The sequence below is a fragment of the Sphingopyxis sp. Geo48 genome, from assembly GCF_949769155.1.
Lineage (GTDB): Bacteria > Pseudomonadota > Alphaproteobacteria > Sphingomonadales > Sphingomonadaceae > Sphingopyxis.
In genome coordinates this window covers 836,598-862,981 of record NZ_CATKPA010000001.1, presented here as the reverse complement: position 1 = coordinate 862,981, position 26,384 = coordinate 836,598, and the positions used below count along the sequence as shown (strand labels likewise).

22 protein-coding genes are annotated in these 26,384 nt (G+C 64.5%); 7 read left to right on the top strand and 15 right to left on the bottom strand.

What is annotated here, in order from left to right:
• The first annotated feature begins 7 nt into the window (after positions 1-7).
• Genes QOL79_RS04425 through QOL79_RS04405 form a run of 5 tightly spaced genes read left to right on the top strand, consistent with a single transcriptional unit; the run spans position 8 to position 6,468 of the window.
• A complete protein-coding gene (locus tag QOL79_RS04425; protein ID WP_058454004.1) occupies positions 8-1,321 on the top strand; it encodes an amidohydrolase family protein in 1,314 nt (437 codons plus the stop codon).
• 3 nt (positions 1,322-1,324) lie between these two features.
• A complete protein-coding gene (locus tag QOL79_RS04420; protein ID WP_283418766.1) occupies positions 1,325-2,593 on the top strand; it encodes a cytochrome P450 in 1,269 nt (422 codons plus the stop codon).
• Between the two features lie 22 nt (positions 2,594-2,615).
• Positions 2,616-4,091 (top strand): aldehyde dehydrogenase family protein, encoded by a 1,476-nt coding sequence (locus QOL79_RS04415; protein WP_283418765.1) that lies wholly within the window; start codon positions 2,616-2,618, stop codon positions 4,089-4,091.
• An 11-nt stretch (positions 4,092-4,102) separates the two neighbouring features.
• Positions 4,103-5,335: a CaiB/BaiF CoA transferase family protein gene (locus QOL79_RS04410; RefSeq protein WP_283418764.1), complete on the top strand. Its 1,233-nt coding sequence runs from the start codon at positions 4,103-4,105 to the stop codon at positions 5,333-5,335.
• Between the two features lie 14 nt (positions 5,336-5,349).
• Positions 5,350-6,468 carry a Gfo/Idh/MocA family protein gene (locus tag QOL79_RS04405; protein ID WP_283418763.1) on the top strand — a complete coding sequence of 373 codons (1,119 nt, stop codon included), beginning with the start codon at positions 5,350-5,352 and terminating at the stop codon, positions 6,466-6,468.
• On the opposite strand, the gene QOL79_RS04400 is transcribed toward QOL79_RS04405, so the two are convergent.
• The 4 genes from QOL79_RS04400 to QOL79_RS04385 are packed head-to-tail and all read right to left on the bottom strand — an operon-like array spanning position 6,465 to position 10,207.
• The gene (locus tag QOL79_RS04400; RefSeq protein ID WP_283418762.1) at positions 6,465-7,634 is read right to left on the bottom strand and encodes a thiolase family protein; all 1,170 of its coding nucleotides are present in this window, start codon (positions 7,632-7,634) and stop codon (positions 6,465-6,467) included. The two genes, QOL79_RS04405 and QOL79_RS04400, sit on opposite strands and share 4 nt — an antisense overlap.
• Complete coding sequence (locus QOL79_RS04395; RefSeq protein ID WP_283418761.1) at positions 7,631-8,026, bottom strand: Zn-ribbon domain-containing OB-fold protein; 396 nt, start codon at positions 8,024-8,026, stop codon at positions 7,631-7,633. The genes QOL79_RS04400 and QOL79_RS04395 overlap by 4 nt, the downstream gene beginning before the upstream one ends.
• Entirely contained in the window at positions 8,023-9,423 is a 1,401-nt protein-coding gene (locus tag QOL79_RS04390) for an MFS transporter (RefSeq protein WP_283418760.1), read from the bottom strand. The genes QOL79_RS04395 and QOL79_RS04390 overlap by 4 nt, the downstream gene beginning before the upstream one ends.
• 1 nt (position 9,424) lies before the next feature.
• Positions 9,425-10,207, bottom strand: coding sequence for an SDR family oxidoreductase (locus tag QOL79_RS04385; protein WP_283418759.1), 783 nt, complete (start codon positions 10,205-10,207; stop codon positions 9,425-9,427).
• A 118-nt stretch (positions 10,208-10,325) separates the two neighbouring features.
• On the opposite strand from QOL79_RS04385, the gene QOL79_RS04380 reads away from it, so the two are divergent.
• Positions 10,326-10,988: a TetR/AcrR family transcriptional regulator gene (locus QOL79_RS04380; RefSeq protein ID WP_283418758.1), complete on the top strand. Its 663-nt coding sequence runs from the start codon at positions 10,326-10,328 to the stop codon at positions 10,986-10,988.
• Between the two features lie 139 nt (positions 10,989-11,127).
• On the opposite strand, the gene QOL79_RS04375 is transcribed toward QOL79_RS04380, so the two are convergent.
• The 7 genes from QOL79_RS04375 to QOL79_RS04345 all read right to left on the bottom strand — a co-directional run bounded on the left by QOL79_RS04375 (position 11,128) and on the right by QOL79_RS04345 (position 19,227).
• Positions 11,128-11,955, bottom strand: coding sequence for a coniferyl-alcohol dehydrogenase (locus tag QOL79_RS04375; RefSeq protein WP_204993862.1), 828 nt, complete (start codon positions 11,953-11,955; stop codon positions 11,128-11,130).
• 35 nt (positions 11,956-11,990) lie between these two features.
• Positions 11,991-13,364, bottom strand: a complete 1,374-nt coding sequence (locus QOL79_RS04370; protein WP_283418757.1) for a phosphotransferase family protein — start codon at positions 13,362-13,364, stop codon at positions 11,991-11,993.
• Entirely contained in the window at positions 13,364-15,571 is a 2,208-nt protein-coding gene (locus QOL79_RS04365) for a CoA transferase (protein WP_283418756.1), read from the bottom strand. The genes QOL79_RS04370 and QOL79_RS04365 overlap by 1 nt, the downstream gene beginning before the upstream one ends.
• 3 nt (positions 15,572-15,574) lie before the next feature.
• On the bottom strand, positions 15,575-16,003 hold the full coding sequence (locus tag QOL79_RS04360) for a Zn-ribbon domain-containing OB-fold protein (protein ID WP_283418755.1): 429 nt from the start codon (positions 16,001-16,003) through the stop codon (positions 15,575-15,577).
• Positions 16,004-16,008: 5 nt separating this feature from the next.
• Entirely contained in the window at positions 16,009-17,226 is a 1,218-nt protein-coding gene (locus QOL79_RS04355; protein WP_283418754.1) for a thiolase C-terminal domain-containing protein, read from the bottom strand.
• Positions 17,227-17,293: 67 nt separating this feature from the next.
• Positions 17,294-18,520, bottom strand: coding sequence for an alpha/beta fold hydrolase (locus tag QOL79_RS04350; protein WP_282947331.1), 1,227 nt, complete (start codon positions 18,518-18,520; stop codon positions 17,294-17,296).
• Complete coding sequence (locus QOL79_RS04345; RefSeq protein ID WP_282947329.1) at positions 18,517-19,227, bottom strand: FadR/GntR family transcriptional regulator; 711 nt, start codon at positions 19,225-19,227, stop codon at positions 18,517-18,519. Before QOL79_RS04345 ends, QOL79_RS04350 begins: the two co-directional genes overlap by 4 nt.
• Before the next feature lie 130 nt (positions 19,228-19,357).
• Between QOL79_RS04345 and QOL79_RS04340 the strand changes: the two genes are divergently transcribed.
• Positions 19,358-20,473 (top strand): amidohydrolase family protein, encoded by a 1,116-nt coding sequence (locus QOL79_RS04340; protein WP_282947327.1) that lies wholly within the window; start codon positions 19,358-19,360, stop codon positions 20,471-20,473.
• Positions 20,474-20,616: 143 nt separating this feature from the next.
• Here QOL79_RS04340 and QOL79_RS04335 read toward each other — a convergent pair whose 3' ends face one another.
• The 4 genes from QOL79_RS04335 to QOL79_RS04320 all read right to left on the bottom strand — a co-directional run bounded on the left by QOL79_RS04335 (position 20,617) and on the right by QOL79_RS04320 (position 26,362).
• Positions 20,617-21,867, bottom strand: a complete 1,251-nt coding sequence (locus QOL79_RS04335) for an MFS transporter (protein WP_282947325.1) — start codon at positions 21,865-21,867, stop codon at positions 20,617-20,619.
• 82 nt (positions 21,868-21,949) lie between these two features.
• Positions 21,950-24,418 (bottom strand): TonB-dependent receptor, encoded by a 2,469-nt coding sequence (locus QOL79_RS04330; RefSeq protein WP_283418753.1) that lies wholly within the window; start codon positions 24,416-24,418, stop codon positions 21,950-21,952.
• A 119-nt stretch (positions 24,419-24,537) separates the two neighbouring features.
• Positions 24,538-25,425: a DUF2889 domain-containing protein gene (locus QOL79_RS04325; protein WP_282947321.1), complete on the bottom strand. Its 888-nt coding sequence runs from the start codon at positions 25,423-25,425 to the stop codon at positions 24,538-24,540.
• 142 nt (positions 25,426-25,567) lie between these two features.
• The gene (locus QOL79_RS04320; protein ID WP_283418752.1) at positions 25,568-26,362 is read right to left on the bottom strand and encodes an SDR family oxidoreductase; all 795 of its coding nucleotides are present in this window, start codon (positions 26,360-26,362) and stop codon (positions 25,568-25,570) included.
• Positions 26,363-26,384 lie beyond the last annotated feature (22 nt).

Sequence of the window (26,384 nt, the reverse complement as noted above, 5' to 3'; positions counted from 1 at the left end):
AGTCGCCATGCGGATGGACGATATGGTCATCATCAGTGTGGACGATCACGCGATCGAACCGCCGGAGGCGTTCATTCGCCATTATCCCGAGGGCAAGAAAGATCGCGCGCCGCGCATCGTCCAGGACAAGGGCAAGGACGTCTGGCTGTGGAACGGCCAGCGCTTTCCGACGATCGGGCTGAACGCGGTGGTCGGCCGGCCGCGCAGCGAATATGGGATGGAGCCGAGCTCGTTCGAGCAGCTGCGCCCCGGCACCTATGATCCGAAGCTGCGCGTCGACGACATGAACGCGAACGGCGTGCTTGCGTCGCTCAACTTCCCGACGATGCCCAGTTTCGCTGGTGGCACCTTCGTCGGCATGGCGCAGAAGGATCCCGAAGAGGCACTGCTCGCCTGCCGCGCGTGGAACGACTGGCATGTCCAGGAATGGTGCGCCGCCGCGCCCGGCCGCTTCATTCCGATGTGCCTGATCCCGATGTGGAGCATGGACGACACGCTCGCCGAACTGAAGCGGATGCGCGATCTGGGCGTTCATGCGGTCAGCTTCTCCGACAATCCGTCGAACATCGGCCTGCCGAGCATTCACAACGAATATTGGGAGCCGTTCTGGAAAGCGTGCAGCGACTACAAGATGGTGATCAACTGCCATATCGGCACCGGCGCGCGCGCGATGCATCCCTCGCCCGAAAGCCCGATCGACGCGTGGATCACCGCGATGCCGATCTCGATCGCCAACTCGGCCGCGGATTGGACCTTCGCCAAATTCTGGCAACGCTACCCCGATCTACGCATGGCGCTGAGCGAGGGCGGCATCGGCTGGATCCCCTATTTCCTCGAGCGCGCCGATTTCACGCACGAGCATCATCACGAATGGACCTTCACCGATTTCGGCGGCGAGCGTCCGTCGGACCTGTTCAAGCGCCACATCATCTGCTGCTTCATCGACGACCAGTTCGGGGTGAAGAACCTCGAATATATGAACGAGGACATGGTCTGCTACGAGTGCGACTATCCGCACTCGGATACGGTATGGCCCAATGTTCCCGAATATCTCTGGGCATCGGTCAATGGGTTGCCCAAAGAAACGATCGACAAGATCACGCACCTCAATGTGATGCGCGAATATAGCTTCGACGCCTTCGCGCTGAACGGCGGGCGCGAGAATTGCACCGTCGCGCACTTGCGCGAACTCGGCAAGGACGTCGACGTCAGCCCAAGGCACAATCTGGGCGGGCTCAAGACCGACAGCATGGATGCGATCGGCCAGGCGCGGCGTCCGGTGACGTCGGGCGACATCGAACGCATGTTCGCTTCGGCCTGATCGATGGCAACGATCGCCGAACGCTGCCCGGTTGCGCGCGCCGGGGCCGATGCGCCGCCCGCGCCGGCGCATGTCCCGCCCGAGCTGGTACTCGACACCCGCTTTGCCGCGGGGATCGTGCCCAACGACCTTGTGGAGCCGTATCGCCCCGGGGACATTGTGCGCGACGCGGCCTTCCCGCCCATCCATTATTACCCTTGGCCGATCAGCGGCAACCGCCACGGCGCCTGGGTCGTGACGCGATATGAGGACATCCGCCGCGTCTATGAAGACAATGACCTCTTCTCCTCCGAAGGCGTCGCGCAGTTCCAAATGCTCGCGGGAGAAACCTTCCCTTCGATCCCGCTCGGCATCGATCCGCCCGACCATGGCCGCTATCGCAAATTCCTGAACCCATGGTTCACCCCCGTGGCGATGAACGAACGCGAACCGCGCATCCGCGAAATCATCGGCGGGATGATCGACGAATTCGCGGGCAAGGGCGAAGTCGACATCGCCTATGATTTCGGGCGGGTCTTTCCCGTCAAGGTCTTCCTCGACCTGATGGGCTTTCCCTTTTCGATGTTCGATCAGTTCCTCGATTGGGAATGGAATATCCTGCACGAAGAGGCGATCGAGAAGAAGGCCGAGGCGGTGCGCGGCATCCTCGCCTATCTGCGTCGCTTCATCGCCGAAAAACAAGCGGCTCCCGACAATACGCTCGGCAGCTATATCGCCAATGGGTCGATCGACGGCCAGCCGCTGACCGACGACGAGATCATTGGCATGACCTGGTTCCTGTGGCTCGGCGGGCTCGACACCGTCGCCTCCACCGTCAGCCAGATGTTCCGGCGCCTTGCGATGCACCCCGGCTTGCAGGCACAAATCCGGGGCGACAAGTCGCTGATCAACTCGGCCGTCGAGGAATTCTTGCGCACCCAGCCGCTCGTCAATTCGGGCCGCAAGGTGAAGCGCGATTTCGAATGGCACGGTGTCCAGATCAAGGCGGGGGACTGGGTCAGCGTGTTCAACACGTCCGGCAATTTCGATGACGCGCAGTTCGCTTGCCCGTACCAGTTCGACGCAGCCCGCAAGAACAATCGCCATTTCACGCTCGCGGGCGGGGTCCACATCTGCCTTGGCGCGCATCTTGCGCGGCGCGAGCTGCGCGTGTTGCTCGACGAATGGTTCGACCGCATCCCGCACGAATTCCGTATCAAGGAGGGCACCGACACGACGGTCGTCCCCAGCCTGCTGTCGATCCGCAACCTGCCGATCGTCTGGAACAGCTAGACCGCCTGACAAGGACAGAAGCATGGCCTTTTTGAAATATGACGACGCCATTTATGTCGGCGGCGAATGGCAGAAGACCGACCAGCGCGAGGCGGTGATCAATCCGGCCGACGAGAGCCTGTTGATCGAAGCCCCGGTCGGCAGCGCGGCGCAGGTCGATGCTGCGATCGGCGCGGCCCGTCTGGCGTTCGATCAGGGAGATTGGGCCTCTATGCCTGTGTCCCAGCGGCAGGCGATATTGACCCGCTTCCTCGATGCGCTCGACGCGCGCAAGGCCGCGATTATCGATATGATCGTCGCAGAGGCGGGAGCCACGCGGATGCTCGCCGAGTTCCTGCAATATGGCATTCCGATGAAGCATGCGCGGCGGACGGTCGAGCTCGCCTCGCGTCCCGCGGTGTCCTCGCTACCGGTCGAGCTGACCCCCAATGCGCAGGGCCGCACGACGCTGGGCACCGGGGTGGTCAGCCGCGAACCGGTCGGCGTCGTCGCCGCGATTTCGCCGTACAACTTCCCCTTCTTCCTCAACATTGGCAAGGTGATCCCCGCGCTTGCTGTGGGCTGTACCGTGGTGCTGAAACCTTCGCCCTACACGCCGATGGAGGCGCTGGTCCTCGGCGAGATCGCCGACGAGGTCGGGCTACCCAAAGGCGTGCTGAGCATCGTGACCGGCGACATCGAGACCGGCAAGCTGCTCACAACCGACCCCCGTGTCGATCTCGTCCATTTCACGGGTTCGGACAAGGTTGGGTCAATGATCCAGTCGCAGGCGGCGCCGACGCTCAAGCGCATCGTGATGGAGCTGGGCGGCAAATCGGCGCTGATCGTCCGCGCCGACGCCGATATCCAGAAGGCTGCGGCAGCGGGCATCATGGGCTTTACCACCCATGGCGGCCAAGGCTGCGCGCTCACCACACGGCACCTGGTCCACAACAGCATCCGCCCGCAATTCGTCGCGGCGATGCAAGCGATGCTCGGCCATCTCAAGATCGGCAACCCGGCCGATCCGACGGTCAATTACGGTCCGCTGATCCGCGAAGTTGCGCGCAAGCGCACCGAGGATTATGTCGCAATCGCGCAGGATGAAGGCGCGACGCTCGTTGCGGGCGGCAAACGACCCGAGGAGCTCGAAAAGGGTTTCTATTACGAGCCCACGCTGTTCGACAATGTGAAGAACGATAGCCGTCTGGCGCAAGAAGAAGTGTTCGGGCCGATCGGCGCGGTTATCGGCTTCGACGACGATGCCGAAGCCATTGCGATGGCGAATGACAGCGATTTCGGCCTGTCGGGCGCGATTTTTTCGGCCGATGCAGGCGAAGCCTATCGCATGGCGCTGAAGCTGCGCACCGGCGGTGTATCGATCAATGGCGGCGCCGGCACGATGCAGTCCGACGCTCCGTTCGGCGGGATCAAGCGCTCGGGCTATGGCCGCGAATATGGCGAGGATGGCCTCAACGAATTCACCTATCAAAAGGTGATCGGTTTCCACGCCGAATAGGGAGAACGCGCATGACCAAAGTGATGTCCGGCATCCGCGTCCTCGAGGTCGCGCAATTCACCTTCGTGCCCGCGGCGGGCGGCGTGATGACCGACTGGGGCGCCGATGTCATCAAGATCGAGCATCCGGTGCGCGGCGATGCGCAGCGCGGTATCCAGATGCTGCAGCGGCTTGCGGTCAATCCGCAGCGTTCGTCGCTGATGCAACATCCGAACCGGGGGAAACGCAGCGTCGGGATCGACATTTCAACCGAGGAAGGCCGCGAACTGCTCTACGAGATCGCGAAGACCGCCGACGTCTTCCTGACCAACTATCTCCCCTCGGCGCGGCAGAAGCTGGGGATCGACATAGAGCATATCCGCGCGGTGAACCCCGACATCATTTATGTCCGCGGCAGCGCCTTCGGCGACAAGGGACCCGAGCGCGACAAGGGCGGGTTCGACAGCACGGCCTATTGGGCGCGGGGCGGCTCGGCGGTGCTGGTGACGCCGAAGGAGCTCGACGGGCCGCTGACGCAGCCGGGACCGGCCTATGGCGACACCATCGGCGGCATGAACATCGCGGGCGGCATCGCCGCGGCGCTGTTCCACCGCGAGCGCACCGGCGAGGCGACCGAAGTCGATGTGTCTTTGCTGTCCTCCGGCATTTGGGCGACCGCCTGCTCGGTCGATGTCGCGATGGAACTGGGCGCCGATCCGTTCGAAAACCAGATGCCCGGTGGCAGCCAGGCCGTGGGCACCAATCCCTTCATGGGGGTGTTCAAGACAGCCGACGGCAAGTTCATCAACCTGACCGTGCTGTCGCCCGGCCCTTATATCGAGGATGTCTTCGGCCATCTCGGTATCCCCGAGGCGGCGCAGGACGAGCGTTTTTCGACAGCCGAGGCGATCATGGCGAATGCGACCGAAGCCTATCCGCTGGTCCAGCAAGCGATCGCGGCGCAGCCCTATGCCTATTGGATCCAGCATCTCAAGACGATGAAGGGGCAATGGGCCGCGTACCAGTCCGTACATGACGTCTCGAGCGATGAGCAGGTACTGGCGAACGACCTGATCTTCGAGGTCGAGAGCGCCGATGGGGGTGCGCCGATCCGGCTCGTCGCCAACCCGGTCCAGTTCAACCATGCCGGCGTCCAAAATACCCGCGCGCCCGAGGCATCGGAGCATACCGAGCTGTTCCTGATGGAATTGGGGCTCGAATGGGACCGCATCGAGGATCTCAAGAACAAAAAGGCGATCGCCTGACGGGCAAAGGCGGCATGGCCGTCCCTCCGCTTCGCGTCGGTATCATTGGCGCGGCTTGGGGCGCCAGAGCACATCTGCCTGCCTGGCGTAGCCTCGACGGGATCGAAGTCACCGCGATCTGTACCTCGCGCCCCGAAACGGCCGCCAAGGCGGCATCAGACTTCGGCATCGCGCGCGCGTTTCATGACTTTCGCAAAATGGCGACCGACCCCGAAATCGATATCGTCGATTGCGGGACACGGCCGCCGCTGCGCTTTGCCATGGTGATGGCGGCGCTCGGCGCGGCCAAGCATGTCTATAACGGCATTCCATTTGCGAAGGATCTCGCCGACGCAAAAGCCATGGTCGACGCATGGCATAAGGCGGGCACTGTAGCGGTGGTCGATGCCTTCATGCAGGCCGTGCCCGCGATGGTGCAAATGAAAGCGATGGTCGACGCGGGATGGATCGGCGAAGTCTTCGGCGCCGATATCGCGTTCGAAGTGCCGCTGTTCAGCGCCGCACAAACCAACGTGCCGGGCTATGTCTGGTTCGCCGATGCCGCCAATGGCGCCAGCGCGGAACGCAACCTCGGTAGCCATATGCTGAGCCTCCTCGTCCATTTCTTCGGGCCCGTCGCATCGGTCGCTTCGGATATGTCGCTGGCGCTAAAAGAATGGCCGCTCGCGGGGGAAATCATTCGCCCAGAAGTCCCCGACCGCGCCTCGATGTTGCTGCGCCATGCGTCGGGTTTGCCGACGCGGCTGGAGGCGAATTGGTCGAAGATCGGCGGCGATGGCTTTCGCTTTTCGGTCTGGGGATCGAACGGCCGGCTGGAAGCACGCGCGCCGGTGTTCCCGATGGCGCACGACACAATTCTATCGGGGACGCGCGATCCAGCGCTGGGCACCGCGAAGATGGAACCAGTCGAAATTGAGGCGGAATATCTGCACATATCCGGCTGCCACGCCATTCATGACAGACCCGAGACCGGATTGCTCGCGTTGGCGTCGATCTTTGCGGCGATGCGCGATGCGATCAACGGTATAGGTCAAGCCGCGCCGGATTTCGCCCAAGCGTACCATGTGCATGCCATCGTCGAAGCCGCCACTCAGGCCGCGGGCGAGCGGCGCTGGATCGACCTTGCCGTCTAGTCCCTCCGCAGCAGCATCGACCCCGCGATAAAGCCGCCGCCCATGCCGCACACAGCGGTCTTGGCGCCCTCCACCTGTCGGCCATCCGCTTGGCCCCACAGCTGCGTACAAGCCTCGTGCAGCAATCCAAATCCGTGGAGCCGTCCGCCCGACAATTGGCCGCCGCCCGTGTTCACCGGGAAACGCCCTCCCGGACCGATGTTACCCTCCGCTATGAAATCTTTCGCTTCACCGTGACCGCAGAAACCGAAGGCCTCGAGCCAATAGGGCACGAAGATGCTGAAGCCGTCGTAAAGCGCGAGCACATCGACGTTGGCAGGCCTCATTTCGGTACGCTTCCACATCTCCGCGGCCGCGTCATGGGCGCCCATCGTGGTGAGATCGGCGCGTTGATCCCAGCTTTCCTGCGAGCCGAGCGCCGCGCCCATCGCCTCGATCGCCAGCGGTGGGCGCGCGCAATCCTTTGCTGCGTCAGCGGCCGAGACGATGATCACGCACGCACCGTCGATCGGCACGTCGCAGTCGAACAGGCCGAGCGGCGACGAGATCATCCGCGCGCCCAGATAATCCTCCATCGTCAATGGCGATTGCATAACGGCAGTGGGGTTATGCTGCGCAAAGGCGCGCTGGCCGGTTGCGATCATGCCCAGATGCTCGCGGGTCATGCCGAACTCGTGGAAATAGCGCGTTGCCATCCAGCCTGCCCAGTTCGACGCCGACATCGCATTGGCGGGAACGAGATAGCTGTACCAGCCGCCGAGCCGCGCGCGCCCCGCGCCGGGAATGCTCGCGCGCTGGGTCGCGGTTTGCGAACTGCTTTCGGTAAGCGCGCGAAAGCAAAGCACGTGGCGCGCCTGCCCCGTGGCAACCGCCATTGCGGCGACCATCAGCGGCGCCATCTGCGACGGGCCGTCGGGGACGGCGCTATGCCACCGGGTCTTGAGGCCAAGCGCGTTACGGACTTCGCCGGTGCCAAGCGGCGACATGCCGGGCGAGTTGTCGGCCTTGCCCGGATAGGTCGAGATGCCGTCGATATCGTCTTTCGTCAGGCCCGCGCATTCGAGCGCGCGACGCGCGGCCTCGGCGAGATGCACCATCGCGGGGCGCCCGGTCTTGCGCCCGATGTCGGACATGCCGACGCCGGTGATCGCGGCGTTGAGGGTCATTGCGCGGGCTCCCACCGGGGGAACCATATGTCGTCGATGTTGAGGAAACCGACTTTCATTGTCTGTCCGATGGCTACGCTTTCGGGGTCGGCGTTCACCACCTCGGCGGTGACGCGCACACCGGGGGCGCCGTCGATATCGACCACCGCGAGCGCGAAGGGCACCGCCATTCCGGGCGCCCATGGCTGATGGTTGACGGTATAGGTGTAGACCGTGCCGGTGCCGGGGACGGCGCGGCTTTCGACCTTGTCGTTCCAGCATTTGGGGCAGATCAGCTGCGGCGGGTGGATCGCGTGCCGACAATCGGCGCAGAAAGCGATCATCAGCTTGCCCTCGGCACCGCCGGTCCAGAAGGCGGTGTTTTCGGGGGTGAGTTCGGGGAGCGGTCTCATGGTTGTTCCTGCGGCTGGATGTTGCGCGGCAGCGCAAAGGCGACGAGGATCGCCGCAATGCACAGGGCGACGATAACGGCGACGGTGAGGTCGTAGGCGAAGGGCGAGGGATAGGTTTCGTCGCCGCGGCGGACGACATCGACCGCGAGCAAGGTCGTCACCATTTGCGCGCCGATGCCGAGGAAAAGCTGGCGGATGACGGTGAGCATCCCCGAAATCTCGCTGATCCGCTCGGGCGGCGACGCCTGCGCGATGATCGTCGGGGCGACCGAAAAGAGCATCGTCGCGCCGAAGCTGATCACGATGAGCTGGGCGACGACAACCGCAAAGCTGTTCACGTCGAGGACGAAATAGAGGAGCCAGCCCACGGTTGTGACGAGCCCGCCCACGACTATCGCGAAGCGTCCCCCTCCCCGTCCGGCGAGCCAGCCGCCGAGCGGTCCTGCAAAGGCCGAACTGAGGTTAGATGGCAATTTGGCGAGCCCGGCCACGGTCGCCGAGAAGCCGAGCCCGGCAACGGTCCATGCCGGCGCCTGAAGCAGCAACGAGAAGAAAACGGTAATCTGCAGCGTGCTCATCGAAACGAGCGCGGTGACGGCGCCGCCGACGGCAATCGTGCGGTTGCCGAAACTGCGGATCGCGATCAACGGATTGGGGCTGGCGAGGCTGCGTTGCACCCACCAGGCGACGAGCGCGATACCGGCGACGAGCGCGGCGAGCGACCAAGGATCTCCCCATCCCCAATCCTTTCCGGTGCTGAAATAGACGAGAATCAGCGCAACCCCTGGCGCGAACGCAAGCCCCGAGAACCAGTCGACGGGTGGTCCCGAAAGGCGGCGCGGCGATACCGGAACGAAGGCGAGCAGCGCGAGCGCAGCGGTGATGCAGAGGCCCGCGCTGGTGAAGAAAATGCCGTGCCAGCTGAACCGGTCGACGATCATGCCGCCGATGACAAGCCCCGCCGCGGTGCCGATCGACGCACCCGAAATCATCAGCCCGATCGCCATGGGGGCGCGGTCCTTGGCCATATTTTCGTGTACGAGTCCGATGCAGAGCGGCAGGATGGCGCCGGTAACCCCCTGCATCAGGCGGCCGGCGAGCAGCACCGCAAAATTGGTCGAGAGCGCACTGATCAGCGAACCGACCGCGCCGATCGCAAGGACAACGATCAGCGTCCGGCGCCGCCCGAACATGTCGCCGATCCGGCCCACCACCGCCGCAATCGCGGCGCCGACGATGAGATAGCCGGTGATCAGCCAGCCGATCATCGCGGGATTGCCGAAATCCTGAATCAGCCTCTTCAGTGCCGCAAGGATCATAGCGGTCTCGAACGAACCGGTGACCTCGGCAATCCAGAGCGCGCCGATCAGCAGCGGGAGGTTGCGGCGCCCCTCCACCCTAATCGGCGGCCTGTTTCGCCCCGTCGGGCACCCCGACCTGCGCCGCGCGCACCTCGACAAGGTCGATCCCGATGTCGACGGGAAGTCCGATGACGGCGAGCAGCGCCTCGGCCATCGATTCGGGCGTGGCCGATTCGCCGGTCATCGCGGCGTGGCCGGTTTCAACGATCTTCTTGTAGAAGGCCGCGACCGTCTCCTGCGACCAGGCCTTGCCGCCCGAACCGCCCTTGACCGATCCCGAGCGCAATATGGTGACGCGGATATCGTCGGCGCGCAGTTCATCGCGCAGCCCCTGGCACAGCGTTTCGACCGCAGCTTTGGTGGCGGCGTAAAGCGCCAGCATCGGAAACGGCATGCGGACCGATTCACTGCTGATCGCGACGATCTGCCCCTTGCTGGCGCGCAGATGCGGGATGCTGGCGCGGATCAGCCACGCGACGCCGAGGATGTTGATGTCGACATGACTGCGGACGATGTCGTCGCTGCCATGCTCGAAAGCGAAGGGGTGATAGACGGCGGCGTTGGCGACGACGACATCAATGCGACCAAAATGTTCGACGATCTGCGCGACCGCGGCATCGACGGCGTCCGAGGCGGTGACGTCGCAGGGCAGCGCGAGCACGGCTTCACCAAATTCCTCGGTGAGCGACGCCAGTTCGTCCGATGGGCGGGCAAGGCAGGCCACGCGCATTCCTGCTCCGACCAAAGCGGCGACGAAATGCCGCCCCATCCCTTTCGATGCGCCGGTCACTACCGCGACCTTGCCCGCCAGCCTCTCCATCCCGAATCCCCGATTTCCGTCTGTTTCTTATCATTTTTGATGATACGTCAATTTTTTGCCATATCGCAAGCCTGCTGGTAGGATTGGGCATGAAAAACAGGGGCAGGACCGGATTTCGATGACCGAACAGGCGCTGGTGGATCAGGACGCGCCCGAAGCGATTCGCCGCAAGCTGGGCGCCAAGGGGCAGCGCACGCGGCAGCAGCTGATCGACGCGACGGTCGCGCTGCTCGAAACGCATGGGCTGCGCGACGTGTCGGTGGTCGACGTGGCGCGCGCCGCGCAAACCTCGCCGGCCACTTTCTATGTCTATTTTAAGGGCGTGCCCGAGGTCGTTCTTGCGGCGCTCGAAAGTGCGACGCAGACCTCGCCCGAACTCGAAGCGATCATCGCACGCGACTGGTTGAAACCGGGGGCCGCGGCGGACGCGCGGATGTTCGTCGATCACTACACCGAAATCTGGAACCGCAACCGCACGATCTTCGTCGTCCGCAACCTGGCCGCCGAAGAGGGCGACGCGCGTTTTTACGAGGCACGCATGAACCTGGCGCGGCCGATCATGGGCGCGATCAGCGAACAGGTCGAGCGCGCGCAGGCGGCGGGCCGCATTCCCGTCGACCTTTCGCCACGGTCGTGCGCGGGGACGATGCTGATGATGCTCGAACGGCTGTCGGCCATCGGACCGATGAGCCGCGACGACGATGGGGTCGGCTATGCCGATCTCAAAGCCGCGGCGGCGCATAGTATCGCGATGATGCTGGGGGCGCGGGAATACCTGTAGTGAACCTCCCTATGCCGGAGGCTTGGGGAGGTGGCAGCGCGGAGCGCTGACCGAGGGGCGATAGCGCAGCGTAGCAGCCCCTCCACCACTCGCTGCGCGAGCGCCCCCTTCCCCATCGCTTCGCGACAGGGAGGATTCGTCATGCCGCGGACGCTTCCGCAATCATTTGCTGGATGTTGAGCACGCCGGTGGCGAGTCCCCCGGCGAGGCCAGCATCCACCGGCAGGCAGACCCCGCTGACAAAGCGCGCCGCGTCGCTGTTGAGCAGGATCAGCGGCAACGCCTGTTCCTCGGGGGTCGAATAGCGCCCCTTCGCCTTGGCGAATGCGCCGAGCACCGCGTCCCCCGCAATCTTGCGGAATTCGCCAAGCATGGGCGTATCGATCGGACTGGGCATCGTGCAATTGATGCGGATGTCGCGGCCGATCAGGTCGGGCGCGCTGACCTGCGTCCATGTGTTGATGAGCTCTTTCGACAGCGTGTACGGATCGCCAAGGTCAGCGGCGCGGTCGGCGTACCACTGCCGCGCTTCGGCAAAGTCGGTGATGCCCATAAATTCACGCAGCAACGGCTGCCGCGCCAGATAGCCCATGCCGGCAAGCGACGAAACGCTGACGATCGCGGCGCCGGGATTGAGGTGCGGAATCCAGCCCTCGGTCCACGCGCGGATGCCCAGGAAGTTGACGGTGACGACATCCTCGCCGGGGAAGGTCTGCGGCAGACCCGAGACGTTGAACACGGCGTCGATCTTGCCGCCGATGCTGGCGATCCCGGCGGCGATGGCGTCGGGCTTTTTAAGGTCGACTTCGGTAAAGCTGGCAAGGTTCACGGGGGAGGGTTTGATGTCGGCGCCATGCACTTCGGCACCGAGATCGACCAGCAAGCGGGCCGCGGCTTCGCCGGTTCCCGAGAAGCAGCCCATGACGACGACACGCTTGCCCTTATAGCCCAAAATATCCCTAGCCATTGACCCAGACCTTCCTGATCTTTCCCGAGAAACCATTATTCCAGCGGCGCGAATTTCGTGCCGGCAAGCCCGCCCATCGCGTCGGCCAACAGTGCCGCATCGCGCGTTTCATGCGCGTTGCAGAGGATGATCGCGCGCTCCGTGGCGATCCGATCGCCCGCCACTTCGTCGCGGAACGCGGACCAGGCGGCAGCATGGCTGCCAAAATCAAGACCCAGCGCCGCCTCGATCTCCCGTTTTTCCGCCGCATGGAATCCCGGCTCGAAACGCTCGATCGCGCGCCACCATTTGATCAGGCGCGCCATGCCCTTGGCCTTTACCGCCGCCTGCTGGTCGGAAATGCGCGGCACGATGCTGTCGCGGACGTCGGCAAGCGCGATAGCGAAACTGCGGTCGTGCGCGCCGATGGGCGCTTCGGGCAGTGCGACCGGCGGCAGATCAATTCCCGCCGCTTCGGCCAACGCCTGCGACAGAACGCGCCGATGGATCGTCGAATAGACGAGGTTCATGCCGAGATTGGGCGGCGGCGGCGCGTCGGAATCGTCGTAGCGCGAGCGCCGTGCGAAGCCCGTCTGGAAAAGAAGCCGCCAATAGCGGACTCGCGCCAGATCGACCTTGTGCCCGCCCGCCGCTTCATAGGCCGCGAACGCTTCGGGAAGCGGGACGAAACCCTGGAACAACATGCGCAGGCAGAGCATCGCGAGGTCGGCCATCGGGTCGCCGTAGTGAACGAGTTCCCAGTCGAGCAGCGCGGTCACCCGCTCGCCCTCGAAAAGGAAATTGCCCGGCCCGGCGTCGCCATGGACGATCACCGGCGCGGGCATGTCGGCGGGAATATTCGCCTCGAGCCAGTTCAGCGACAGGTGGATCAGCGGGTCCCACACCTTTCCGCTGTTCGCGGCGCGCAGCGCAGCGAGGCGCCGTTTGACAAAGGCTTCGGCGGGCTCGACCGGGCCCATGCCCGCGACCGGGGTTTCGACCACATCGATGCGGTGGAGTGCGGCGAGCTGGCCCATGAAATCGCGCGCGAGTGCGCTGCGCTGGCCTGCGTCGGCGATGCCGCCAAAACGGTCGTTACCCGATACCATGCCGCACACGAGCGCGCGCTGGTCGGCGACCGACGCGAAATAGGGAGCGACGCGGACGCCCGCGCCCGCGAGAGATCCCGAGAGCGCGCGCAACACCGCAGCTTCGCGCAGGAAGGCCGCATCGTCGCCCGCCCCTGCCTTGTGCACGTCGTAATTCATATAGGCGCGCGCGGTGCGCCCGTCGGGCCAGGCAAGGTCGAGTTCGGCGCCGTCGCGCGAAGCGCCGCCGCCGCCGCGCGGCCGGACTGCGGTCACGCGTGCGCCGCTGGCCTGCTCGACTGCGGCGGCAAGGCCTTCGGGAAGGAGGTCGGCTGGCGCCATCAGCCGACGATTTTCGCTTCGCGGAAACCCGCGATCTCGGCGTCCGAATAGCCGATTTCGCGCAAAATTTCGTCGCTATGCTGGCCGACCGCGGGCGCGCAACGCTTGAAGACGATCGGCACATCGCCGAAATGCCAGAAGGCGCCCGGCTGTTCGACGATGCCGTAAAGCGGCTGCGGCAGGACCGAAACGAGATTCAGGTCGCGGTTCTTCGGATCGTCGAAGAAGCGGTTCATTGCATCCTCGAAATTGACCATGTCGCCGGGCACGCCGGCGGCTTCGAGCGCGGCGAGGAGGTCGGCGGCGGTTCGGCCTTTTGCGGCAGCCTCGAACTGCGCTTCATCGCTGAGCAGATTGCGCAAGGCGGCTTGTTGTTCAGGCTTGTGCGCGGCGACCGCGACCCACTGGCCGTCGGCGCATTCATAAATGCGGTGGTACGGCGAGAAGCCCGTCTGGTCGCTGGCCAGATGATAGGTTTCGGTAAGGTTCCCGTCGGGCCCGATCAGCCGCTCGCCTTGCGTGAACGCGGCGACGCCGAGGAGCGACGTGTGGGTCGTGTGCCCCCTGCCCCCCGCGCGCTTTGCGTAGAGTGACGCCATGATCTCGACGAGGCAGCTTTGCGCCGAGGTGACGTCCATCGTGCCGGGGCGGTTGAAGACGGGCTTGTTCCCCTCGCCGGCATTCTCGAATTCCCAGCCGGCGATGGCGTTGAAGATCGAGTCATAGCCCGGCCAGTTGCCGCGCGAGCCACGCTGGCCGTAGGCGCTGACATAGTTGAATGCGACGTCGGGGTTGTATTTGCGGATACCCTCTTCGCTGAGGCCAAGTTTCGCGGCGCCCTTGAAGCGCATATTGTGGTGCACGACTTCGGCCCACCGGATCAGCCGTTCGAGGATCGGCTGCGCTTCGGGCTTCGTCAGGTCGAGCGCGAGGCTGCGTTTCGAGCGGGCCGCGGCCTGATAATAGCGGTGCATGAAACGGATACGGTCGCCGGTCAGCGCCTCGACCTTGATCACATTGGCACCCATGTCGCCCATCATCGACGGACCCATCGGGCCGGCGAGGAACATGCCGAGGTCGAGGACGCGGACGCCTTCGAGGATTTCGGCGGGCGCGGCGCCGTTGCCGGTCGCTGCGGGGGGCGGGGTCCAGTCCGCGTCGCCACCCTCGCCGAGACGCGGGGCGGGGCGACCCTGCGGCAGGTCGGCATCGGTGTGGAAGGGCACGTTCGGCTGGCGCGTCTTGCCCAGATCGGGGTCGTCGACTTCGATCACGAAGCCGTTCGCCTCTACCTCCGGATGGCGCAGGACTTCGCCCATGGGATAGGCGGGTTCGACCGCGATATCGGCGGCGCGCATGTCGGCGATCCAGCGATCTCGCGGGCGGCGGCGGAAGGCGTCCTCGACGCCTTCGGGGGTTTCGAGATCGACGTCGGTCTCGGCCATCACCTCCCACATCGTCGGCATGGTGGCATAATCAAACTGGCGCGTCGGGTCCATGATCTGGAGCCAGTCGCCGTCCTGGCATTGGAACAGCTGCTGCGCCATCGCGCGGGGCACATCGGGGGCATAGGTCGGCGGATTGGGCATCGGCCCTTCGCTGTTGCGCGCCCAGACGAGCGGCAGCGTCGAAAGGAAACCCTGGAACAGCGATGTATGCGCTGCGCCGCCCTGCCCCGATTGAAGCCGCATGACGAGCCGCGCGAGGATGCCCGATGCGGCGAGGTGCGCGGCGGCCCAGCTGCCCTGGCGATAGCGGTAGACGATCGGGCCGCCGCGGTAGCCGTCATTCTCGTATAGCGCGCCGACGCGCGCGGCGACGAGCAGGTCGTCGGCGCCGCGCTCGACGTCGGGGTGGTCGTGCGGGCTGCCGGTGATGCCGCAGGTGACGAGGCGCGGGAAAGACGCTGCGAGTGACGCGTCGTCGAGACCCAACGCCTCTGCCTGTTTCGGCGTGAACTGGTGGAGCAGGACGTCTGCGTCAGCGAGGCGGTCGGTCAGTGCGGCGAGACCTTCGTTGGTGTCGAGGTCGAGGACGAAGCTGCGCTTGCCGCGATTCCAGTTGGCGAAGGGCGCGGTGCCGCGGGCGGGATCGCCGCCGGGGCGCTCGACTTTCAGGACATCGGCGCCGAGCTCGGCGAGCATCAGCCCCGCGACCTGCACCGCCATCCCCTCGCCGATCTCGACGATGCGAAGGTCGCCAAGCATCGCTCAGGCCTTCTTGAAGTTGGGAAGCACCCAGTCGTCCTGGATCGGGGTCCAGTCGACCGTGACCTTCATCCCGATATGAACATCCTCTGCATCGCAGCCCGAGACGTTCGCGTTGAGGCGGGCGCCCGGCGCGCCGTCGAGGTCGACGACGACGGGGACATAAACATAGTCCTCGCCATTCTTGGGGTTCTTGTTGCAGATCGCGTAGCTGAAGACGGTGCCGGTACCGGGGAGCGTGGGCCATTCCTTGGCGCGGCTCCCGCATTCGGGGCAGACCGCGGTCGGCGGCATGCGGAAATGGCCGCAGTCGCCGCATTTGCACGCAGTAAGCTTGCCCTCCTTCGCCGCCTGCCAGAAGGGTTCGGTATCGGGGTTGGTGGTGATGCGGATCTGGTCGCCGGGAAGCGCGCGGGCGGGGCCGTAGGTCATATGGGTCAGTCCTTGCGCAGAATGAGGCTGGAGACGGGAAGCGACGCCGGGCCGCCCGAGACGAGCGCGAATTCGGCGTCCTTGACCTGGTTGATCGCGGTGCCGCGCACCTGTTCCACGCCCTCGACGATATGCGTCATGCCGATGATATAGGCCTCGTTGAGGTTACCGCCATGGGTGTTCACCGGGATGCCGCCATTGACGCCCTTGCCGGTGGCTGGATCGTAGCGCAGCTTGCCGGAGAGGACATAGTCATTGCCCTCTCCCTTTTCGCAGAAGCCATAATCTTCGAGCTGCATCAGCACCATCGGGCTGAAATGATCGTAGATCAGCGCGACGTCCATATCCTTGGCCGACAGACCCGACTGTGCCCAGACGCGGTCGGCGGTGAATTTATGCCCCGAGCTGGCGAAATGCGGGTCGGGCATTCCCATCCACGCAAAGGCGCGGCCCCATTCGCGCTGGCCGCCATGCGCCGCGGCGTGGACGACCGCCGGCTTGTGGCGGCAGTCCTTCGCGCGGTCCATCGTCGTCGTAATCACCGCGACGGCGCCGTCGGTCTCAAGACAGAAGTCGAGCCGCCGGAGCGGATCGGCGAGCATCACCGAAGCGTCATATTGTTCCTTGGTCAGCGGCTCCTTGCGAACCGCCTTCGGCCGGTTGTGGGTGTTGGCGCGCGTCGCCATCACGACCTCGCCGAACGCATCCTGCGTCGTGCCGTAAAGGTGCATGTGACGGCGTGCGAGCACGGACATCAGATGGCCGGGGCCGACAAGGCCCGAGGGCTGGAGGAAGCTGTTTTCGGGATTGGGCGCTGCCGAACCGAACACGACACCAAGGCGGTGCTGCGGTAGTTGCTGCAACGCCATCAGCGTCACCGTATAGGTGCAATCCTCGTTCATCAGCCCCGCGGTGGCGAGGCCGATCGCGCCGGGGCAGCCGCCGCCGCCGCTGGTCAGCGTCGCCGACCAGCTGATGTGCGGCATTCCAAGCGTTTCCATGAGGGAAGCGGTATCGAACTTGTCGAGATAGCCCGCGCCCGCGGTCGAATAATAGGAAAAGCCGTCGATCTGCTTGTGGCTGATCCCCGCATCGGCGCACGCGTTCATGATCGCCTCGGCCGCCATGTCGTTGATCGTGCGCGGCCAGCTTTTGCCGCGCACATAATAATCGGTCGCCCCGATTCCGACGATCGCGCACTTGTCCTGATTGGCCCAGGCCATGCTTCTCTCCCGATTCTCAGTTATCTAACTAAGTTTAATATGATGCCGAGCACCGCTTGTCCAGCCGTCAAGCGAAATGGAGTTTCCGATATTTGCCGCGGAAGTAGAGCAAGGGGTCTCGGCGGGGTTCGAAAATCGCTTTAACGACACGGCCGACGAGCAGGAAATGGTCGCCGCCGTCGTGCACCGCGTCGCGCACGCACTCGAAGCTGCTCAGCGATCCGGTCAGCACCGGCGTGCCAAATTCCCCTACCTCCCACGGAGTCGCGGCGAAGCGATCCTCTCCCTTCCCCGCGAAGCGGTTCGATGTCGGCTGCTGGCCGATCTGGAGCACGTTCACCGCGAAGCGTTCGGCCTCGCGCAGAAATGGCGCGCTGCCGGCATTGTTGGCGATGCAGACGAGCAGCAGCGGCGGGTCGAGCGACACCGACGTGAAGCTGTTCGCCGTCAGCCCGATCGGCCGGCCGTCGGGACAGAAGGCGGTGACGACGGTGACCCCGGTCGCAAAACAGCCGAGCGCGTCGCGGAAGGTCCGCGCATCGGAGCCGGCGCGATATTCGGGCGAGCCGCGGGGCGCGCGGCGCTCGAGAAAATCGATCAGATGGCCGCCGAGCGCATCGACCCGGTCATCGGTCACGACAAGCGCCGCGTCCTCCACTTCGACGAACTCGCCATCGGGAAGCCTGTCGACGAACGCCTCTGCGTCCTCACGCGACACGATCTCGCTCATTGCGCCGCGAACATAGAGCGTCGGGAGCGCGATATGCTCGGCGACGCCGGCGAGCCGCTCGGTCATCGCTGCTGCGTCAAAGGCTCCCAGCATCCGGATGTCCCACTGGGCCTGGCCCGGCGCGAGCGCCGCGACGTCGCGGAGCCGCGCGCCGATCTTTTGCGATACGGCGGGATCGACGTTGAGCGGGAGGTCGACAAGCACCAACCCGGCCGCGAGCATCGCCGCATCGCGCTCCAGTGCCGCGGCTGCGATCCATCCGCCAAGCGTCGAGGCGACGACCACCGGGCGCGTGCCGAGCTGCGCGAGCACCGCGCGCAAATCTTCGACCATCGCCTCGAAATCATAGCGGCCGTCCTCGGGCCACTCGCTGCCGCCGTGGCCACGCAGGTCGAGGCTGACGACGCGGCGCCCGGCCTGTTGCAGCGCGTTGGCTATGCTGTCCCAAACGCGGCGGGTTTGTCCTGCGCCGTGGATCAGCAGCACCGACGGATCTTCGTCTACCCCGATCACCTCCGCCTCGAGCCGCACGCCGGCGAAACCGCGATATTCAACGACGCTCATGCCTTGGCCTCCTGCATGGCTTCGCCTAGGCTCAGCCAAATATCGAATTGCTCCGACCGACGCCGCATCATCAGGCGCGCGATATCGGCGTCGCCGTCGATGATCGCCTGACACAGGCTGCGTTGCATCGCGCGCGTGCGTTCGCGCCGATCGGCGTCGGCATAGAGATCGCTGCCGCGCTCATCGAGGCCAAAGCTGTAGCCGATCTCCATCACCAGCTCGACGACGGGATTGCCGCTCATCCGCGCGATCATCCGCGCCAGCTCGACCTCGGCCACGATCAGTTCGCGCGCGGTGTCATGGCCGTCGATCCGGTCCAGGAAATCCCGCATCCGTTCGGCATCCTCGGGCGTCCGCAGGCGCGCGGCTGCGACCGCGGCCTCCTCCGACACGGGGCGCGTCACCTGGATGACATCGCCAAGGTTCGCGCCGCGCATGCGCAAAAAGCGCGCGAGCGACTGGATCGCGTCGCGGGCGTCGGGGCGCTCGGCGAAATACCCCCCCTTGGTCCCGCGCCGGATGCTGATCAGCCGGTCGCGTTCGACCATCTTGGCCGCCTGGCGGAGGGTCGGCCGACTGACCCCGAAGCGTCCGAGCAGTTCGTCCTCGGCGCCAAGGTAATCGCCGGGATTGGCGGCAAGGCTCAAGCCTGCCAGCGCGCGCGCGGTGCGGCTTGCGAGCGTTTCGTTAGCGCCAGTGGCCTGCATCAACATCCCCCTTAACAGGTATCTGTTTATGGGATAAATCGGCCGATGTCTAGAATCTACTTGCTCCGACTTGTATAACTAGGTAGTTATTAAGCGAGATTGGACCACCCGAGTCGAGAGGATGACTGCCATGAAACCCTTTGTGTTCAGCGCCGACAGCCACATCATGGAACCGGCCGATATTTTCCTGGAAGGCCTGCCCGCGTCGCTGAAGGATCATGCGATCCACGCCCGCAAGGAAGGCGAATATCTGATCACCGGCACCAAGGATAAGATCATCTATCGCCTGCGCGTCGGCCAACACCGCGAAAAGGCGTTGGGGGATAACGAGCGCAGGGGCATTCGCGAGATTTCGGGCCGGCTCGAAGATATGGAGCTGGAAGGGATCGATAGCGAAATCTGTTTCCCCTCGCTTGGTCTCTGGCTCTATTGCCTCGACAATGCCGATGCCGAAGCGGCGTCGGCGCGCCTCTATAACGACTGGAACGACAGCTTCCTCGGCGGCCATGCCAATCGTTTCGTGCGTTGCGGCATGTTGCCCGTGCTCGACTTTTCGAACACGCTCGCCGAACTCGACTATCTGGCGTCGAAGGGTTTCACCGCCGCGATGTTACCGGCGGTGTCGCCGCCGAACCTGCCCAAATATAACAGCGAGGCGTGGGATCCGGTTTTTGCCAGGGCGGCAAAGCTGGGGATCGTGTTCGTCATGCACACCGGTACCGGGCTTGAAACCGTCGTGATCGAGCGCGGTCCGGGCGCGGGCATCATCAACTATACCAACCAGATGACCGACGCGCAGCAGACCGCGATGTATCTGGTGTCGGGCGGGGTGCTCGACCGCAATCCCGGCGCGCGGGTCGCCTTTATCGAAAGCGGCGCTAGCTGGCTCGTCGCGCTCGCGGAGCGCATGGACGAGGTGTCGGTCGCGCATGCCAATTTCGTCTTTCCGAAGCTGAGCCGCGCTCCGAGCCAGATCGTCGATGACCAGGTCTGGGCGAGTTTCCAGCACGACCGCGCCTGCATCACGTCCGCCGCCGCCGGCCTGCCCGGCGCGAAGAATATCATGTGGGGTTCGGACTATCCGCACGCCGAGGGCACGTTCCCGATCAGCCGCCGCATCGTCGACGAACTGTTCGAAGGGCTGGACGTCAGCGAAGAGGTGCGCCGCAACATATTGGGATTGAACGCCGCGCGGCTGTTCGGGTTGGAGCCTAAGGTGGCGACGAGCGAGCGGGTGGTGGCGTAACGTAAATCCTCCTTGTGGCCGCAGGCATGGGGAGGTGGCAGCCCGTAGGGCTGACGGAGGGGCTATAACGCGACGTCGCGGCCCCTCCGCCTCTCGCTACGCGAGCGGTCCCCCTCCCCATCGCTTCGCGACAGGGAGGATTTTTATTCGACCAGCGGCCTCGCCGTCCTGCCCGCCATGATCGCCGCAATACCGCCGACCAGCAGGCACCCCGACAGGATCGCCAGCGCCGGCTGAAGCGACAATTCGCCATAAGCCGGCGTAAATGCCTTGCTGAGATAACCCGCCACCGTACCGCCTAGGCCGACCCCGGCAAGCCCGATGAACATGTTGATCGTCGCCGACATCATTGCGCGCATCTGAACCGGCACCTGTACAAAGCAGAGTGCGATGATCGGCCCGAGGTGCAGCGTCATCATGAACTTCACAACGACGAAGCAGGCGAGCGCCAGCCAGGCGTTGCTGGTCAACGCGAAACCGACGCCGAAGGGACAAGAGATCAGCAAGCCGATGCCGGCGAACCAGCCGTTGAAGCGCGGGTTCGCCTGGCCATATTTGTCGCTGACCCAGCCCGCGACGAGATTGCCAATCACCAGTCCCGCGGCCATCGCGCCACCGAGCCAGAAGCCGGTCTCGGTCTTGTCCAGCCCGTGTACGCGCTGAAAGAAGGACGCGCCCCACAGGATGAAGGCGAAACCGGTGAGCGGGACCATGCAGAGCAAAAGCCCGACCCAGCGCAGCGAAGGGTTCGACGCCATCGTGCGCAGCACCTCGCCGAGGCTCGTCTGCGGCGGTAGCGCAGGCCCCACAATACCGCGGCGGCGCGGTTCGGCGGCGAGCAGATAGACCAGCAGGCCGACGCCGACGCCGGGCAGACCGACGATCAGGAAGACCGTGCGCCAATCATACCATTGCGAAAGCCAGCCTGCGAGCGCGAGCCCACCCGAGAGGCCGACGGCGTTGGCGGCAAGCATGACCGAGATGACCGTCGTGCGGCGATCCTTGGGGAAGATATCGGTAAGCAGCGACATGCCGGCGGGGCCAGCGCCTGCCTCCGCCGCGGCAAGGCCGATGCGCGCGAGGAGCATTTGCCAGAAACTATGGGCAAAGCCGGACAACGCAGTCGCGAGGCTCCAGATCGACACGCAAACCGCGATCACGAGCCGCCGGTCGCCGCGGTCGGCGTAGCGCGCGATCGGAAAGGCGGCGATCGCGTAAAAGGCGGCAAAAGCGATGCCGGTGAGCAAGCCGAGCTGGCCGTCATCGAGGCCAAGCTCCAGCTTGATGTCGTCCTGGAAGAGCGTGAAGACCTGACGATCGACATAGCTCAGGATCGCAACGATCACGAGCAGGCCAAGCGTCAGACCACGGCGACTGGAGGCTTCCGACGTCATGTTTTTCCTTTCCCGGAAAAAAAGAGGGAGGGTCCGGCCAGGCCGTCCCCTCCCCATTGCTCCGAGGAGCGCCCTGTGGTCCCTAGAATTCGACGCTGGCGGTCACGCCATAAGTGCGCGGTTCGTTGTAGGTCGCCGAAATATACCCGACCGGCGCAACCAGCTGGTTTTGAACATATTCGCGCTCGTTGGTGATATTGCGCGCAAACACGCCGATCTCGAACCGGTCGAGAAACTCGACCGAGGCGCGCGCGCCGAGCAGGCCGAGCGCCGGCCCGGTGGTCGCAGCGATGATCGCGTTATTGTCGGGATTGGGCGCATAGTTGTAGATGTCGAGCGGCACCTTGCTGCGCCACGAATAATCGACGTGAAGGTTGACCCGCGCGCGGCTGCCGACCGGCGTGGTATAGTCCGCGGCGAGCGAATATTGCTTCTTGAACACACCGCTGAACCGTTCGAACGAGCGGTCGCCGGTCAAATCCGAATAGCGGACATATTTCGGATCGACCAGCGCGCCGGACGCCTGGACGGTAAAGCCTTCGAACAGCACGGCGGTCAGTTCGGCCTCTAGACCGCGAATGCGAGCCTTGCCCGCGTTGCCGAGCAGCGTCGCGGTGCCGGGAACGGTCGCCGGGGGCACGGGTGGGACGGACACCAGCGTCGAACGCTGAATGTCGTTCACGTCGCTCGTATAGGCCGCGACGTTCAACCGCACGCGATTGTCGAGAAACTCGCCCTTGAAACCGACTTCGTAAGAGTAGGCCACTTCGGGTGCGAAGGGGATGAACGCAGCCGTATTCGGCGCGCGGAGATTCTGCCCCCCCGACCGGAAACCCTTGGCGGTCTTGGCATAGACTAGGATATCGTCGTTGAGCTTGTAATCGACGCTCGCCGTATAGGACCATCCGCCGAAGCTGTCGCGGCGCTTGAAGGCGCACTGGACCGGATCGACGATCTCGCCGGCACTGAATGCCGGAACGCCGGCAACCACCGCGCAGGTCGTCAACCCGCTGGTGCGGTTGAAATTGTTGCTGCGCGTTTCGAGACCCTTGTCGTCGACCGAATAGCGCAGGCCGCCGGTGAACGACAGCTTGTCGTTGAGATGCCAGGTCGCCTGGCCATACATGCCGATGCTGTCGTTATCGATATACCCCCAGAAATGCGACGTCACCGGATTGAGGACCGGGACCGTGATCGAAATCGACTGGTCAAAGCCGCTTTCATGGAAGACGAACGCGCCCGCTGCAAAGTCGACGGCATCGCCGAACATCTTGCCGGTGAGCTGGAGCTCCGCCGATTGCTGCTTCAGCTCCTGCTGACTTTCGGTGAAGTGGATCGGGTAGGCCGAACCGTCGAGATCGAAGCCGGCGTTGGCGCTGACCTTGCGATAGCTAGCGATCAGTTTCGCCTGACCGAAGCTGGTGTCGAGCGCGCCGGTAAAATTATAGGTCTGCGTCTTGGCGTAGACATAGGGAATCTCGTTGTTGGCGGTGATCCGTCCCCCCGCCGCAAGCCGCGCCGCTTCCGTTGCGAGAATCGCCAGGCCGGGCGCCGTCGCGCTAGCCGGCGGATTGCCGTTCAATATGCCGACGAATGTTCCGCTGGTGGCGGCGGTATTGTAGGTCGAATTGGCGCCGCTGAACGCCCGCGTCGCATAGACGAGATTGCGGCTAGGCGCAGCCTCGTCCATCTTGAAATATTCGCCCGAAAACAGGAGGCTGAGGTTGTCGGTCGGCTGGATGAGCAGCTTGCCGCGCGCCTGCCAGCGGTCGCGGTTGTCGAGCTTGAGGCCGTCGAGATTGCCGCCGACCGGGCGACGCGCGACGGCGGTGGTGACCGCAGTCACCGCGCTGGCCGCGTTTGCCGGAACGCTGTTCGTCGTATAACCGTCGCGGCTGAATCGCTTGCCGGCAAGACGGATAGCGACCTTGTCCCCGATCGGGATGTTGACAACCGCCGTCGGCTCGAACTCGTTGAAGCGACCGTAGGTTGCCGACAGTTTGCCGCTGAATTCGCCGAGCCGCGGGTCGTTGGAGTTGATCAGCATCGCGCCGCCCGTGGTGTTGCGCCCGAACAAGGTACCTTGCGGACCTTTGAGCACCTGGACCGAGCTGATATCGAGCAAGGTCGTGTTGAGGCCATAGGCGCGCGCCCAGTAAACGCCGTCGACATAGGTGCCGACCGAGGGGTCGAGAGTCGCAAGCGTGTCGTTCTGAAATTGGCCGCGGAGCGCAACGGTGATGCCAGCGGGGCTGTTCGACCCCGAGCGGATATAAAGCCCCGGGGTGAAGTTCGCGATGTCCTGGACACGGATAACGCCCTGAGCTTCAAGGCTCTCGCCAGTAAAGGCGGTCACCGCAACGGGAACATCCTGCAGATTTTCGTTCACCTTGCGCGCCTGGACAATGATGTCTTCGAGACCGACGGTTTCGTTCTCTGCCGACGGCGGCGGGGTGGTTTGCGCGAACGCGGGTGTCGATGACAAGGCAATGGCCGTCAGCGAGACCGCGGTGAGCATCCGGAACGAATCGCGCTTCTGCTTGAAATTCATGGTCAACATCCTCCCCGCGAGGCTTCATATGTCCTCGCTACGTCAGTTGTATAACTAGGTCTAACAAGATAGACAAGTGAATTGCGCTTTCCGTTGCGGAAATCGTAAGATTTTTCCCTTCAATCCGGCGCTTTGGGTAATAATCGTGCGAGGGCCGGCACGTCGGCAAGGGCGCGCAGGACATCGTTGAGATGGGTGCAGCCGAGCGTGCCGGCGAGCGTATCGAGAACCGCCTGCCGAAATTCCGGGACATTCTGGCCGACCATCCGCGCCGCCTTCATCGAGGCACCGGGGCATTCGCGAAACGGCAGGATCAGCGGCAAGGCCTGAAGCGAAAGCAGGGTTTCGCTCGCTTCGTCGATCTCCGCATAGACCCGATACTCGTGGATCGCGGTCCGCGTCCCCTCCGGATTGGGCCCGCTGTCCTGAAAGCCCGCGTCGACCTTTAGCACGCCCTCGGCGCGCCAGATGTCGATGCGGCGCGCGCGCCGTGCCAGGGGGCGGGCGACCTGTTCAGGCATGGTGTGCCAGCCGGCAGGATCGTTCGGGTTGGCGAGCGGACCGACCTCGGTCGATGATTGATGCTCATGGTCGACCCCGCCACCTTCCGACAACGAACTCGCGCCTTCGGTGAAGCCTGTGCAGATGTTGAGCATCCGTCCCTTGTTCCCGGCGGTCGATTGCGTGCCCTTGCTGCGCATCGCCGCCTGCCAGTCGTCGATCCACCGCGACCATATCCAACCCGCGACGAGGCTGGCGCCCGCGAAATCATCGAGGAGCTGAAAGGTGGGCGTGCCGCGGATGTCGCCCAGCGTCGCCGCGAGCGCGTGGCGGCTGGCGCCGCCTGCGCGTACCCCGACCATTTCCTGAAGACGCGGGTGATCGGGCGTGGCCGATATTTCGAGTATCTCGCGGATCGGCGACGTCCGGATGCGAAAGTCGCCGCGGGCGAGTTCCACCGCTTCGCCCTTGAAAGAGGTCAGTAGATCGCGAGCACGCCCGGCCATGATCCACGCCTGGCCGAAGCCATCGGGCCAGTCGGAGTCGATCGAAGTCGTGCGCCGGATCGAGCCTGGCCGACGCGCGGGCGCCGGGCCCGCCGACTGCCGTGCAAAGGGAAATTGCTGGGGAGCGTTCAAGACCTTGATCCTATTTAGGCGGCATACGGATGGCGCCATCGAGCCGCAGATTCTGGCCGTTGAAATAGCCATTGCGGACAAGCTCCAGCGCCAGCGAACCGAACTCTTCGGGATGGCCGAGGCGCTTGGGGAACGGCACCGATGCCGCCAAACCTTCGAAAACAGCTGGCGCGCGATCCTTGACCGCGAGCATCGGCGGCGTCGCAAAAATGCCGGGCATGATCGAATTGACGCGGATGCCAAGGTCCATCAGATCGCGCGCCAGCGGCAGGACGAGCCCGTTGACCCCGGCCTTGAGCGAACCATAGCCGACCTGCCCGATCTGCGCATCCTGCGCAGCGGCCGACGCCGTGAGGATGATCGCGCCGCGCTCGCCATCGTCGTTCAGCGGCTCGGCATTCGCCATGCCGAGCGCCGACAGCGATGCCAGCCGGTAGCTGGCGATCAGGATGCCCTGTGCGGAGAAGGCGTAGTCTTCGGTCGAGTAGCGGACATAGCCGCCCGTCGCCTTGTCGTAACGGACGGTCTTTCCGCCCTTCGATATTTGCGCGCAGTGGACGAGCACCCGCTCTTGGCCGTGCGCGGCGCGCGCGGCCTCGTACCCCGCGACGACACTGTCCTCGCTGGTGATATCGACCTTGCAGAAAATCCCACCGATCGCGTCGGCGACCGCTTTTCCGCCCTCTTCATTGACGTCGAAGATCGCGACCTTCAGCCCCGCGCCCGCAAGCGCTTCGGCACTGGCGCGGCCAAGGCCCGAGGCGCCGCCAGTGACGACTGCAGCCAAATTCTTGTCGAGTTTCATGCCCTTGTTTCCTTGCTTTCAG